This is a genomic window from Microbacterium trichothecenolyticum, assembly GCF_000956465.1.
Classification (GTDB): Bacteria; Actinomycetota; Actinomycetes; order Actinomycetales; family Microbacteriaceae; genus Microbacterium; species Microbacterium trichothecenolyticum.
The window spans coordinates 46,629-59,606 of sequence record NZ_JYJA01000030.1 but is presented as its reverse complement, the minus strand read 5'-3'; the positions used below and the strand labels follow the sequence as shown (position 1 = coordinate 59,606).

Here is a 12,978-nt window from a genome sequence, read left to right as displayed (position 1 = left end):
CGACAGGCCACGCCGGGCTGGCGGCCGCTGGCTGAAATGTCCGGGGTTCTCGTTACCGTCACCTGCGTGGCAGTAAGCGATGCGCTTGCCGGGCTGGATCCGGCACAGCTTCAGGCAGTCGAGCACGGTGAGGGGCCGCTGGTGGTCGCCGCAGGGGCGGGCACCGGGAAGACACGCGTGCTCACCGCTCGGGTGGCGCGGCTGCTCGAGGCCGGGGTCGTGCCGGAACGCGTCCTCCTGTTGACGTTCACCCGGCGCGCGGCGGCCGCGATGCTCTCTCGCGCTGCGGTGATGTGCGGCGACGCGCAGGCTGCGCAGCGTATCGCCGGTGGCACGTTCCATGCCGTCGCGCACCGCATGGTCGCCGAGCACGCACAGCACCTGGGGCCGGAGGACATGACGGTGATCGATCCCGACGACGTCATCGACCTCATCGACCTGCTGCGCGCCGAGCACGGGCTCGACGGCACCGAGGTTCGCCTGCCCACGACCCGCACCATCGCAGACATCGCCTCTCGCACGATCAACACTGCGACCCCGGCCCGCACCGTCATCGAAGACCAGTTCCCGTGGGCGCTCGAGCAGGCCGACGCGATCGCCGGCCTGCTGCGTCACTACCGCGCCCGCAAACGCGAGCGCGGCTTGCTCGACCTGGATGATCTGCTCATCGCCTGGCGGGCGCTGGTCGCCGATCCCGACGTCGGGGCACGGCTGCGCGCGCGGTGGGACTGGGTGCTGGTCGACGAGTACCAGGACGTCAATCAGCTTCAGGTCGACATCGTGCGCGGGCTGAGTCCCGACGGCCGCGGGCTCACGGTCGTCGGCGACGACGCACAGGCGATCTACGCCTTCCGGGGCGCGAGCGCCGGGCACCTGCTCGAGCTCGTCGATGCCTACCCCGACGCCACGCTGGTGCGCCTCGAACGCAACTTCCGTTCCACGCAACCGATCCTCGACCTCGCGAACCAGGTGCGGCCGGGCGAGCTGAGGTTGCAGCTGGTCGCCGACCGTGCGCAGCCGGGCGGCCGGCCGACGCTGGTCACGTGCCGCAACGCCGACGACGAGGCCCGCACGATCGCTGACCGCATCCTCGCCGCTCACGTCGATGGCACGCCCCTGCGTTCGCAGGCCGTGCTGATGCGCACCGGCTCCCACAGCGCGCAGCTCGAGGTCGAGCTCAAGGTGCGGGGGATCCCGTTTCACAAGTTCGGCGGGATCGGCTACCTCGAGACGTCGCACGTGCGCGACCTGCTGGCGAGTTTCCGAGTGGTGCTCAATCCGGCGGACGAGGTGTCCTGGTATCGCCTGCTCACCCGGCACCGCGCGATCGGCAAGGCGAGTGCGCGGGGACTGGCGAAGATCCTTGCGGACGGGGGCGTCGACCGCGCGGCGGACGCAGTCGCGGCGGCACCGGCGAAGGCGCGCACAGGGCTCGCGTCGACCCTGTCGCTGCTTGGCTCGGTCGACTCCACGACCGCCGTGCCGGAGCTGGTCGAGGCGTGCCGAGGCGCGGTGGACCCGTTGCTGCGCGCGCACTACCCAGACTGGCACCGTCGGGTGACCGAAGCCGACGGCATCGCGCAGGCCGCCGCCAGGCAGAGCGATCTCCGCATGTTCGTGAGCGAGCAGGCGATCGACCCGGTGAACGTCGCGGGCGACTGGGCGAAGCAGCCACACCTCGACGAGGACTGGCTGACCCTGTCGACGATCCACTCCGCCAAGGGCCTGGAATGGGACACGGTGCACCTCATGCGGGCGAACGATGGCGCGATGCCCTCGGACATGGCACTCACCTCGCGCGCCGGCCTCGCCGAGGAGCAGCGGCTCTTCTACGTTGCGCTCACCCGCGCACGGGACACCCTCGACGTGTACGTGCCCTCGCAGCTGCCCACGCACCCCACTGCGTTCCTGGCCAAGCATGTCGCCGCCAAGCCCAGCAGATTCCTGACCGAGACCGCACGCGCTCTCATGGAGCCGGTCAGCACCGCCGCCGTCACCCCCGAGCCGGCGCTCAGGCGGGCCGTCGCGGCTCCGCGTGTGCGTACGGACGCGTTCGACGAACTGTTCGCCTGATCTCCGTCGGCAGTCGCGCACCGAGCGTGTGGACCGGCTCCGCCGGAAGCCGCCGCGGCGTCTCTGTCGGCCGCCGTGGGCTCCTCCGCATCCGGAGCAAGGATGCGGGCGACACGTGCAGTTTCGTGTCGCTCTCCTGCGCCGCCTTGGTCAGGGGTTGCCGGCACCCGAGTCGCGCGCATCGGCGACGCGCGCGATGAGCGCTGGCTCCTCCTCGAGGCACAGGTCGAGGATGCCGCGCAGCAGGCCGCCGAGGCTGGTCGAGTTCAGCAGTCGGAACCGGTCGTACTCGCCCAGCGGAGCGATCGCGGCGAGCTGCCAGGACGACTCCACCGGGTCTTCCGAAAGGTCCGTCCCGGGATCCCATCGAGCCTCATCGAGGACGGAGGCGAGCGTCGCGAGGCGGCGCACGACCTGCTCGGCCTCGCGGTGGAGTGGTGTGAGCGCCTCGTCCCACACGAGCGGGGCCATCGTCGACACGTCGGCCACCGGGTGCGGGTCTTCTTCACCCCATCGGTCGACGATGATCCGCTCCCCGCCGACGGCGACCACATACAGGTCCGCGGCGCCCGCCTCGATCTGCAGGATCCGCGCCATAGTGCCGACGGAGGAGCGCTGATCCCCCCCGCCTGCCTCGAGACCCCGCTCGATGAGGACAACCCCGAACTCCGGATCCTCCACGTCGAGCAGGCGCCCGATCATGGTGAGGTATCGCGGTTCGAACACCCTCAGCACCAGCGGTGTGTACGGCAACAGGACACTGCCCAGCGGGAACATCGCGATGGCGTCCATAGGCACCAGTCAATCAGGCGGACGCGTTGTCGGAGCGGGCGCCGTGTGCGATCGCAGTTCGCTGTGAGGCAAATCGGCGCACGAGGAGGCTCGCGTGAACGTCGTCTCCGACCGTCGCCTCATCGGCAGACGCGTTCCATCCACGATGGCGCGTGACGTCGATAGAGTCCGTTGCATGGCATCGGACGTGACGCTGTACATCGGGCCGGAGACGGCTTACAGGAAGTTCCGCTTCACGGACGTGAGCGAGTGGGAGACGGTTCGTTCCCAAATCGTCGCGGCGATGGAGGCGGGCAGGGGGTTGATCGAAATCCCTTGGAAGGGCGACACCGTCGTGTTCGTCTACAGTCCGTATCTCATGGTGACCTGGGTGGAGAAGCGTCCCGAATAGGCACTGTGCGTGAGGGCGGCCACCCTTGGACAGGGGCTCCTCTTATGCTGGCAGCCGTGAAGTGAAACCCTACCGTCGTGGAGGGTATCGAGTGGTGGAAGTCCCTGGACGCGGGGACGAGAGACTGGCTGATCGCGCATAATGGCGAGGCGCTGCCTGCCGATGTCGTTGCCAAGGTGGTTGCGGCCGGCGGGAACGTGGCGTCCGACGCATGGTGGGTCGGTGAGGAAGGTCCCGACGGCTTGTACTTGTCGGACGAAGCGGTGGACTGGATCGAAGCAGTGGGGAACGCCGAAGCGACGTAGGGCGGCTGATCGGGCGCGGGATAGCGTCGAAGCTGTGGAGAACGAGTGGGTGGCGAGGCTGGTCTTGTTCGTCGTCATGGTGGGCGCCGGCGTCCTCTTGATCCGGATGGCGAATGCGGCGGCGTCCGGGCGTCTCAAACGGAATCGACTCGCCGGGATCCGGATTCCCAGCACGATGGCGAGCGAGGAAGCCTGGCTGGCCGCGCATGTACGAGCGCGACGCGCGACGGTCTGCTCGGGAGTTGTGAGTGTCCTCGGTGGCGTATTCGCTCTGATCCCCGTTCCCATGCCCGTGGTGAGTCTCGGGGTGCTGGTCGCCGCTGTCGGCATGCTCGGATTCGTCGCCTACGCGGCTCGAGTCGGCAGCGTGGCCGCGAAGGCCGCGTCCTTGCGCCACATATGATTCGCTCTGAACTGCTCACGAAGGAGACGGATTTGTCAGCGGCAGACTCTCGAACAACATGGGTGCTCGTGGACGGCGAGAACATCGACGCGACTCTCGGAACTTCGATTCTCAACCGGCGGCCGCAGCCGGACGAGCGGCCGCGATGGGATCGACTCCTCGCATTCGCAGGGAGAGAGTGGGCCCAGTCGGCGCGGGGCGTCTTCTTCCTCAACGCGTCATCGGGTATCCCGATGGCGTTCGTCCAGGCGCTCAAGGCGATGGACTACATCGTCGTCCCGCTGTCCGGCGAGCCAGACGAGAAGGTCGTCGACATCGCCATCCAGCGCACACTGCGCGCACTCGACAGTCGTTCTGCCGACGTGATGCTCGTCAGCCACGACGGCGACTTCATCGAAGACATCGCGGGCCTGATCGGTCCACCACGGCGGGTCGGCGTCGTCTCATTCGCAGAGTTCCGAAACGTCGGCTTCAACTCGCTCGCCGGTCTGGAGAAGTTCGACCTCGAGTATGACGCGCGGGTCTTCGACGCTCCGCTGTCCCGGATCCGGGTGATCCCGATCGGCGAATTCGACCCGACCACGTTCCTGGATTGAGAACCGCCCCGGCGGCTCGCTGGGCGACCGGCACGCGCATTCGCGGTGAGCCGCGTGCCTCCGGTGGTTCCCCTGCACGCGATGATGGAACCATGTCTTCCTCCGTCGAACGCCGTTCCAACCCGACGGCCTGGGCCGCGTTCTGGTTCGCGCTGGCCGGCCTCGTGCTCATGCCCATCCCGCTGTTCATCGGGCTGATACTGGGCGGCGGCCTTTCCATCGTCGCTGCCGTCCTCGCGGTGATCGGCCTTCTCAAGGGCCTCGCACGCGGCGGTACGGGTATTGCGCCGGTCGTGTTCGCGGCCATCTTCATCGCACTCACGTGGGGCGGGATCTCGATCGGCGGCGGCACCGTCTGGTAGGTCTGGTCCGAAGACGCGAGGGCGCGGCATCCCGCCGCCCGGACGCTAGTCGAGGTGACGGGCGAGGGCTTCGAGCAGGCCTCGGGTGCCTTCTTCGCGGTTCAGGCCGTCCGCCCAGAACCTGTCGAAGAAGACGCCGTGTTCGACATGCGTGAGCCTGGTGCCCTCGTCCGTCTGCTCGAATTCGAACGACGCCACCGACGTGGACATGTGCGTGCCGTCGAGCCACATGTCGTAGGTCGTGACGATGCGGACGTGGTCGACGATGTCGGTGTAGACGGCCTCGTACCGTGAGAGCGGTCCGCCGTGGAACCTCGCCTCGTCGATGTCGCGTCCGCCGACGCGGAAGTCGAACGTCCATTCGCCAGGCTCGAACGCGTCCCCGTCGCTGAGCCAGCGACGCTTCTGCTCCCCGTCGGCGAACGCCTGCCAGACCCTGCTGACAGGTACGGGGTAGTCGCGGGTGAGAGTGAAACCGGAGTGGGCGAGGCGTCGGTCGGTCGTCATCGGGGTTGTCCTAGCGAGTGAAGGTGACGTGGATCGTGCCGCTCTCGGCGACCTGGGTCTGCACCCTGTGGGTCGATTCGAGGCCTCGGAGGTCGTCCCATACGGGGGCTCCCCGGCCGAGCACGATCGGCGCGATCGCGACGTGGAGGTCGTCGACGAGTCCCGCGCGGAGGAATTCGCGCGCCGTCCGCACCCCGCCCCCGACACGAACGTCGAGACCGCCCGCGGCGATGGTCGCCTCGGCGAGCACGTCCTCGATCGCGCCGGTGCGGAATTCGAACGTCGTCCCGCCGGCCATCGGGATCGACGGCCGCGGCGCGGAGTGCGTGAGCACGTAGACGGGGTACCCGAACGGCGGCTGGTCGCCCCACCAGCCCTTCCAGTCGGGGTCATCGGGATACGCGTGCAGACCGAACATGGCCGCGCCCATGATCTCGGCGCCCACGCCCGTGAAGAACGAGGCGGCGAACGACTCATCGAGCCCCGTCGTCCCCGCGCCGCTCGTGTCGCCGAAGACCTTCTGTCGGAAGGTGCGCGTGGCCGCGTAGGCCGCGGTGAGTGGCCCCCAGTCCTCGCCCATGGGGTTGTCGGCCTCGGGATCAGGCGCAGCGGTGTAGCCGTCGAGTGACGAGAACAGGTCGACGCGAACGCGGGTCATTTCAGATCTCCTTCGGGGTGGTGCGGGCCAGGTGGATGCCGAGGCGGTCCGCCTGGCGTTCCGCAGAGGTTCGTTGCTCGCCGAGCCAGAGATGCAGGACGTCGAGCGCGCCCGGTCTCAGGCTCACCGTCCGGACGCGTCCTTGCTTGCTCGAGGTGACGACTCTGGCGTCCTCGAGGATCCGCAGGTGCTGAAGCAGCGACGGGAGCGCCATCGAGAACGGGGCCATCAGGTCGGATACGACGGCCGGGGATTTCGCCAGACGTTCCACGACGGCGCGGCGTGTGGGGTCCGCGAGAGCTCGGAGCACAGCATCCAGCTCTCCCGAATAGTTAGGCATATGCCTAACTATTCCTCACGGGTCGGTGCCCGTCAACCTCCCGCCGATCGAGCGTGCAGGTCGTGGAACGGAATCGACGCACAAGACGGCGAGAATTCACCCGCCTGAGCCTCGCCGGCGCGCACTGCCCGCAATAGGATCGCAGCACCCTGATGACCCAGAGTCCGGAAGTGGCCGGCCGGTCGCCTCCGAGTGCAACCGAAGGAGAGATCGATGGGTACGGAGAACCTCGCACTGGTGGTCGGTTCGTACGACGACACCGCGGCCGCGTCGGACGACTACAAGGCCCTCCGAAACGGCCAGGACGCCGGCGGCTACGAGATCATCGGCGCGGTCGTCCTTGTCCGCGACAAGGACGGCAAGGTCCAGGTCAAGGAGCACGGCGACAGATCTGTCGGCAAGGGCGCCGCGTGGGGTGCCGGTGCCGGCGTTGTCGTCGGCCTGTTCGCACCGCCGCTGCTGGCGGCCACCGCGGTCGGCGCCGGCATCGGCGCGATCCTCGGGAAGATCAAGAAGAACCGCGAGGAGAAGCAGTTCGGCGTCGACGTCGACGAGTACCTGGCACCGGGAACCTCGGCGGTCGTGGCCGTCGTCGATGATCGCTGGGCCGACAATGTCGAGAAGGCGCTCCAGCGGTCGGACAAGCGCATCAGCAAGGCGATCGACGCGGACGACTACGAGAAGCTGCGCAAGGCCATCGAGGATTCGGCGGACGACGTCGTCGAGCAGATCAACTCCTAGACGAAACCCACTTCACCGCCGCGGCGCTCCGCCCGGCACAGCGCTAGCGACTGCCGCCGCCCGGAATGCGGACCTCAGCCGCAGTTCGGGCGGCAGCCGCGCTGGGTGACCGCATCGATCAGCACGGTGCCGATGTCGGTCGGCTGGAAGGCTTGATACGCCGCGCCGTCGGTGGCGGCCGCGATCTGCTCCAGAGCGGCCTGGTCGGTGTCGGGTCCGTAGCCGATCGCGATGACGGCGACGGGTTTGGCCGGATCCCGCAGAGTCTCGAGCTGCGCAAGCAGTCCCGGCAGGTCCAGGCCCTCATCATCCTCGTTGACCCCGTCGGTGTTGAGGAGCACCAGATGCACCTGCCCGGGGACATAGGTGTCGCGCATGTACTGCACCGCGGCGAGCACGCTGTCGTACAGGCCCGTGCCGCCGCCCACGAGGCTGTCGAGCCCGTAGGCCGTGTCGATCGTGCGCTGCTTGTGCGCCGGATCGCCGAGCGGGCCGAACGGGACGATCTCCTGCCAGTCCTGTCCGCCGATCCGTCGGCTCGAGAACACCCAGGTGGCGAGAGACGAGTCGTCCGACAGCGAGTTGACGGCGCGCACGGCGGCCTGCTCGAACAGGTCGATCCGCCGCATGTCGGCGGTCGCCGGCTGGAGCATGGAACCCGAGACGTCGTTGAGGGAGAGCATCCTCGACGGCGCGGTCAGCATCTGCCAGGTACGCAGCGCTTCGGCTTGGTTGGCGCTGTCGGTGGGCTCGGCGACGACGGCGGCGTCGTCAGAGTCCGCAAGCGAGTCGGGCGCATTCCCCGCCGCGTCGCGCAGTCCGTGCTCGGCGAGGTGGTCGCTTCCGCTCGCGACGGCGGCGGCGAACATCTCGACGGCGTCGAGAGTGTCGGCCGAAGTGTCTGCGAGAGTCACGAGGGGCACGCCGAGCACAGGCTTCACGTCGGCCGGATAGATCGGCACGAGCGCGGTCTGCGCTTCGCGGCCGTACTCCAGCAGCGCCTGCTCCGTGGTCACGGCGATCGTCGGCGTCGCCGCTGCAGATACTGCCGCGAGCGCATCGGCGGCGGTCGGGACGACGCCGGTGTCGAGGCCGAGCACGAGCGCCGTGAATGCACGAGCATCCCCGCCGACGGCCGTCTGCAGCGCGAGCAGCGCGGCGGAGCTCGCCGCGACCGCCGCCGGATCCGGCAGCACGGCCGCTACCGCGCGCCCCGCGATGCTCGAGAACCCCGCGCCCGCGGACTCGAGCGCAGCCGCCGTGGGCTCCGTCGCCGCGAACACGACCGGGGTGCTGGCCACGGGGGCACTGACCGCCAGCTCCGCCGCGTCGACGCCGGTGAGCTCGGCCTGGCGGGTCGCTCGCTCGGGCCACATCGCGGAGTCTGGCACCCAGACGTCGAAGTCCGGCGCGGACCCGGCAGCCAGCGCCGCCGCTGTGGCGGAGCTGTCTTCGGCGACGATGGTCACATCGAGGCAGTCGGCGCGGGTGTCGGGCAGATCGGCGACGATCGCCTCGAGCGCTTCCGCGAGCGCCGGATCCGCGGTGACGCGCAAGCTCGAAGGCACGCACCCGCCCGTCGAGGCCGGTTCGTCGTCGGGCTCGGTGCCGGTCCCGCCCGTGAGGAAGATGCCGAGGACGACCGCGATCGCCACGACGAGGACGAGGATGACACCGAGAAGCAGCAGCGAGCGCCGCCGCCGCTGTGCGGCCCGGACTGCCGCGCGCGTGGGGGCATCACTGCTGACGGGCGTGTTCGGCTGCATTCGAACCACATGCACTCCGATGGACGGCGGGTGGGGCCCGCTTCGGGGATACGTCGACGTATCTGAGGAATACGGCGTCGTATTTGGGGGGATACTTCAGTGGAGTATAGGGGACGGGCAGTCTCGATGCCCCGGTCACGTGGGCTGCCCCCGCATCGCCCTGGGCTCGCCGAGGCGCCGTCGACCGGGGCGCGTCCGCCGCCTACGCTCGTCGTGTGCTCACCGATCGCGACATCGCACGCTGGCGATTGCAGTCTCAGCATCTGGCGGCAACCGTCGACGGTGCGGAGGACGTCGTGCGGTCGCTCCTCGCCGTGCAGGCGGAGAATCCGTCGCAGTCGGCGTGGGCCGTTGCCACCCGCACGCGTGACCCGCAACAGTCGGACCTCTCCGGGCTCCTGGAGAGCGGGCGGGTGCTCAGGACGCACGTCCTGCGTCCGACCTGGCACTACGTCCATGCCGATGACGTGCGGTGGCTCCTCGAGCTGACGCGCGATCGGGTGCTGCCCACGGTGGATCAGCAACTCGTCCCGCTCGGCGATCGTGTGCGGGTCGTCGCCGACGCGGTGCTCGAGACCCTCGCCGAATCGCCCGATCGCACCCGCGCCGACCTCGCCGACGCCTTGGCGCAGCGCGGACACGAGCTGACGGGCATGCAGCTCATGCTCCTGGCGGCCCACCTGGAGCTGCACGCCGTGATCTGCAGCGGCGTTCCGCGCGACGGCGAGCACACCTACGCGCTGTTCTCCGACCGGGTCGACGCACCTCGGCAGCTGGATCGCGAGGAGGCGCTCGTCGAGCTCGCGCTGCGCTACTTCACCTCTCATGGCCCCGCCACCGCGCGCGATCTCGCCTACTGGGCGACACTCACCCTCTCCGATGCCCGCCGCGGGCTCGCGGGTGCCGCCGACCGACTCGAGTCGTTCGATCACGACGACCGGACCTACTGGCACGCCCCCGGCCGGCCCGCAGCATCCGTATCGCCGAAAGGCCACCTGCTGCAGGTGCTCGACGAGATGTACCGCGGCTATCAGGACTCTCGCTGGGTGCTCGATGCCGACGGGCTGCTGTCGCGGGGTCGCGAGACGGCGATCGGCATGGCGCTCGTCGACGGGCAGGTGGTCGCCGGGATGAAGCGCACGCTCACGAGGCGGGCGGTGACCTTCGAGATCCGCAGGCTGCGGCGCCTCGCTTGCGACGAGGAGGACGCGATCCAGGATGCTGCGGCCCGCTGCGCCCGCTACCTCGGACTCGAGCCTCGCCTGGCGTGGCAGGAACCGTAGAGCCTCGATCCGCGGTGGTGCGGCGCGCTCGGTGCCGGTGCGGCGGCGAGGGCTCGTCGCCATAATGGGCGTGTGCAGCAACGCATCGGTCGGGTGTCGACGGCTGATGGCACCGAGATCGCGTACGCCTCGGTCGGGGAGGGGCGCCCGCTCGTGTATGTCGGCGGGTGGCTCAGCCATCTGCAGCTGAGCTGGGAGATGCCGCAGGAGCGAGCCTTCTACGAGAGCCTCGCCGAAGGCGGCCGGCTCGTGCGTTACGACCGCGCCGGGTGCGGCCTGTCCGCGTCTTCCGATCGCCCGCCCTCGCTGGCCTACGAGCTGGAGCAGTTGGCTGCGGTGGCGGATCTCATCGGCCCGGAGCCTTTCGACGTCGTCGGGACATCGATGGGCGCGCTCGTCGCGGTCGCGTGGGCAGCGGCCCACCCGGAGACCGTGCGGCGGCTCGTGCTGTACGGCGGATGGGTCTCGGGCGCGAACATCTCGCCGCCCGACGCGCGCGATCACGTGCTGGGCCTGGTGGAGTCGCACTGGGGCCTCGGCGCCGACGTGCTCACCGACATCTTCGCGCCGGACGCGACGTCGGCGATGCGACAGGGTTTCGGCCGGTATCAGCGCGCCTCGTCCTCCGCTGCGACCGCGCGTTCCCTCCTCGCGCTGAGCTACGACCTCGATATCAGCGACCTCCTCTCGCAGGTCCGCGCCCCGACGCTGGTCGTCCATCGGGCCGAGGACCGCGCCGCCCCCGTGGCGGAGGCCGCGGCATTGGCCGACGGCATCCCCGGCGCGACACTGGTGGTGCTGCCCGGTCGTTCGCACCTGCCCTACATCGGGGATGCGAACGCCGTCGTGGCGCCGATCCGCAGGTTCCTCGGAAAGCGCGGCCTGCGGCGCTCGCCGCGGGATCTGACTCCGCGCCAGGCGCAGGTCGCGGGCTTGATCAGCGAGGGGCGCACCAACCGCGAGATCGCGCAGACGCTGGGCATCGACGAACGGTCCGCCGAGGGGCACGTCGAAAGGATTCGGTTGCGCCTCGGCTTCACCTCGCGAGCGCAGATCGCCGCCTGGTTCGTCGCACGGCGTGAAGGCCCCGAGCCGTCGAAGTGAGGTAGTTCCACGCCTGCCGGCGCGGGCGTGGCCGCGCAGGCTGGTCTCATGCGAAGCCAGACCCCAGGAGGAGACATGGCCGACACCACGACCGCTGACGACCGCACGACCGCTTTCGAGTTCTCGCAGCACACCGCGCGCGGCGCGTTCAACGCGACGTTCTTCCGCGTGATGGATCCCTACATCGAGCACAACCTGCGCCGGCACAAGCAGCGCGTCTTCGCGGACCTTCCCGCCGAGGTGGTCGAGATCGGTCCTGGCGTGGGCGCCAACCTGCGATACCTCGCGGCCGGCAGCACCCTCGTGGCCGTCGAGCCCAATCGATCCATGCACGGCCCGCTGCGAGACGCGGCTCAGCGGTATGGGGTGGGCCTCGATCTGCGCGAACGCATGGCCGAAGCGACGGGGCTCCCTGACCGCAGCGCCGACAGCGTGATCTCCTCGCTGGTGCTGTGCTCGGTGCAGGATCCCGCCGTCGTGCTCGCCGAGATCCGGCGCATCCTCCGCCCGGGAGGAACGTTCCGCTTCCTCGAACACGTCGCGGCCCCGGAGGGCACGACGACCCGCGCCGCGCAGCGGATTCTGCGCCGCCCGTGGGCGTGGACGTTCGAGGGCTGCTCGTGCGAACGGGATCTGGAGCAGGCCGTCCGAACCGCCGGGTTCGAGAGCCTGACGATCGAGCGCTACCGGATCCGGACCCCGTTCCTCCCGTTCAACACCCACATCGCCGGTGTCGCACGGGCGTAACCGCGTGCGGCACCGGCGATGCGCGTGGCGAGGAGGATCAGCTGATCGAGGCCGCCGCCGCGCGGATCGCGTCGAGCGTCGCCTGCGGCTGCGACACCATCGAGACGTGCGACGCATCCACCTCGGTGATCGTGGCGCCGGCCCGTTGCGCCATGCGGCGCTGCGTGTCGATCGGGATGACGCGGTCGTCGGTGCCGAGGACGGCCCAGCTGGGGATCGACTTCCATGCGGGTGCGGCCGACGGCGTCACGTTCGCGACGAACGACGCCGGACGCTGAGTCGCGACGATCGTCCATCGGTCGGCCTCGGGGAGGTCCTGTGCGAACGCGTCATGCACGGTCTGCGGCTTGAGGAATGCCTCGGCCGCGCCCTCCGGAGCACCCGGGTAGCCCGCGACGTCGAGGACCGTGGTCGGATCCGCGACCGCGAGCGCGGAGCCCGATCCCTCGAGGATGCCGACGACGGTCTCGCCCTCGTCGGGGATGAACGCGTCGACGTACACCAGCGCCTTCACGTCTCCGCCGTGTGCGCCGGCGTTCGTGATGACCGCGCCCCCGTACGAGTGGCCGACGAGCACGACCGGCCCGGTCGTCCGCTGCGCGAGGAACGACGCGATGTACGCCGCGTCGGACGTCAGCCCGCGCAGCTCGTTCGGCGGGGCGAGGACGGTGTACCCCTCCGCCTGGAGCGGAACGCTCACGGCGTTCCAGCTGGATGCGTCGGCCCACGCGCCGTGCACGAGGACGATCGTCGGCTTGCTCTCTGACATTCGACTTCCCATCTGTTGCGCCGCCCCAGGCGGCTGCGGATGATCAAAGTCGCGTCGTGTGCTGTCCTGGACGCGCTGTCCGACACCTTAGGGCCGCACGCCGCGTCGGCGCCAGCGTCGCCGGCTGATGCGCCGTGAACG

General features: G+C 69.6%; 16 protein-coding genes. 10 read left to right on the top strand and 6 right to left on the bottom strand.

The window, feature by feature from the left end:
* Nucleotides 1–66: 66 nt before the first annotated feature.
* Entirely contained in the window at nt 67–2,073 is a 2,007-nt protein-coding gene (locus tag RS82_RS06500) for an ATP-dependent helicase (protein ID WP_169748679.1), read from the top strand.
* A gap of 150 nt (nt 2,074–2,223) precedes the next feature.
* Here the strand turns inward: RS82_RS06500 and RS82_RS06495 are convergent, their stop codons facing one another.
* Nucleotides 2,224–2,865, bottom strand: coding sequence for an LON peptidase substrate-binding domain-containing protein (locus tag RS82_RS06495; RefSeq protein WP_045297784.1), 642 nt, complete (start codon nt 2,863–2,865; stop codon nt 2,224–2,226).
* Nucleotides 2,866–3,040: 175 nt separating this feature from the next.
* Between RS82_RS06495 and RS82_RS06490 the strand changes: the two genes are divergently transcribed.
* From RS82_RS06490 to RS82_RS06470, 5 genes are all read left to right on the top strand, one after another.
* Nucleotides 3,041–3,256 carry a hypothetical protein gene (locus tag RS82_RS06490; RefSeq protein WP_045297783.1) on the top strand — a complete coding sequence of 72 codons (216 nt, stop codon included), beginning with the start codon at nt 3,041–3,043 and terminating at the stop codon, nt 3,254–3,256.
* 77 nt (nt 3,257–3,333) lie between these two features.
* Nucleotides 3,334–3,561, top strand: a complete 228-nt coding sequence (locus RS82_RS06485) for a hypothetical protein (RefSeq protein WP_045297782.1) — start codon at nt 3,334–3,336, stop codon at nt 3,559–3,561.
* 34 nt (nt 3,562–3,595) lie between these two features.
* Entirely contained in the window at nt 3,596–3,964 is a 369-nt protein-coding gene (locus RS82_RS06480; protein WP_052676726.1) for an SdpI family protein, read from the top strand.
* Entirely contained in the window at nt 3,961–4,560 is a 600-nt protein-coding gene (locus RS82_RS06475; RefSeq protein ID WP_045297780.1) for an NYN domain-containing protein, read from the top strand. The genes RS82_RS06480 and RS82_RS06475 overlap by 4 nt, the downstream gene beginning before the upstream one ends.
* A 92-nt stretch (nt 4,561–4,652) precedes the next feature.
* The gene (locus RS82_RS06470) at nt 4,653–4,922 is read left to right on the top strand and encodes a hypothetical protein (RefSeq protein ID WP_045297779.1); all 270 of its coding nucleotides are present in this window, start codon (nt 4,653–4,655) and stop codon (nt 4,920–4,922) included.
* A gap of 45 nt (nt 4,923–4,967) precedes the next feature.
* Here RS82_RS06470 and RS82_RS06465 read toward each other — a convergent pair whose 3' ends face one another.
* From RS82_RS06465 to RS82_RS06455, 3 genes are read right to left on the bottom strand one after another with little or no spacing between them, the layout of a single operon-like run.
* Nucleotides 4,968–5,429: an SRPBCC domain-containing protein gene (locus RS82_RS06465; protein WP_045297777.1), complete on the bottom strand. Its 462-nt coding sequence runs from the start codon at nt 5,427–5,429 to the stop codon at nt 4,968–4,970.
* A 10-nt stretch (nt 5,430–5,439) separates the two neighbouring features.
* Nucleotides 5,440–6,087 carry a dihydrofolate reductase family protein gene (locus RS82_RS06460; RefSeq protein WP_045297776.1) on the bottom strand — a complete coding sequence of 216 codons (648 nt, stop codon included), beginning with the start codon at nt 6,085–6,087 and terminating at the stop codon, nt 5,440–5,442.
* Between the two features lies 1 nt (nt 6,088).
* Nucleotides 6,089–6,427, bottom strand: coding sequence for an ArsR/SmtB family transcription factor (locus RS82_RS06455; RefSeq protein WP_045297775.1), 339 nt, complete (start codon nt 6,425–6,427; stop codon nt 6,089–6,091).
* A gap of 213 nt (nt 6,428–6,640) precedes the next feature.
* Here RS82_RS06455 and RS82_RS06450 point away from each other — a divergent pair, with 213 nt between their 5' ends.
* Nucleotides 6,641–7,168, top strand: coding sequence for a DUF1269 domain-containing protein (locus RS82_RS06450; protein WP_045297774.1), 528 nt, complete (start codon nt 6,641–6,643; stop codon nt 7,166–7,168).
* 74 nt (nt 7,169–7,242) lie between these two features.
* Here the strand turns inward: RS82_RS06450 and RS82_RS06445 are convergent, their stop codons facing one another.
* A complete protein-coding gene (locus tag RS82_RS06445; RefSeq protein WP_045297773.1) occupies nt 7,243–8,934 on the bottom strand; it encodes a vWA domain-containing protein in 1,692 nt (563 codons plus the stop codon).
* Nucleotides 8,935–9,149: 215 nt separating this feature from the next.
* Between RS82_RS06445 and RS82_RS06440 the strand changes: the two genes are divergently transcribed.
* The 3 genes from RS82_RS06440 (at nt 9,150) to RS82_RS06430 (ending at nt 12,068) form a co-directional block, all read left to right on the top strand.
* Nucleotides 9,150–10,217 carry a winged helix DNA-binding domain-containing protein gene (locus RS82_RS06440; RefSeq protein ID WP_045297772.1) on the top strand — a complete coding sequence of 356 codons (1,068 nt, stop codon included), beginning with the start codon at nt 9,150–9,152 and terminating at the stop codon, nt 10,215–10,217.
* A gap of 72 nt (nt 10,218–10,289) precedes the next feature.
* Nucleotides 10,290–11,321, top strand: a complete 1,032-nt coding sequence (locus RS82_RS06435) for an alpha/beta fold hydrolase (protein ID WP_045297771.1) — start codon at nt 10,290–10,292, stop codon at nt 11,319–11,321.
* Nucleotides 11,322–11,396: 75 nt separating this feature from the next.
* Nucleotides 11,397–12,068: a class I SAM-dependent methyltransferase gene (locus RS82_RS06430; protein WP_045297769.1), complete on the top strand. Its 672-nt coding sequence runs from the start codon at nt 11,397–11,399 to the stop codon at nt 12,066–12,068.
* 37 nt (nt 12,069–12,105) lie between these two features.
* Here the strand turns inward: RS82_RS06430 and RS82_RS06425 are convergent, their stop codons facing one another.
* Nucleotides 12,106–12,837, bottom strand: a complete 732-nt coding sequence (locus RS82_RS06425; RefSeq protein ID WP_045297768.1) for an alpha/beta fold hydrolase — start codon at nt 12,835–12,837, stop codon at nt 12,106–12,108.
* Between the last annotated feature and the right edge of the window lie 141 nt (nt 12,838–12,978).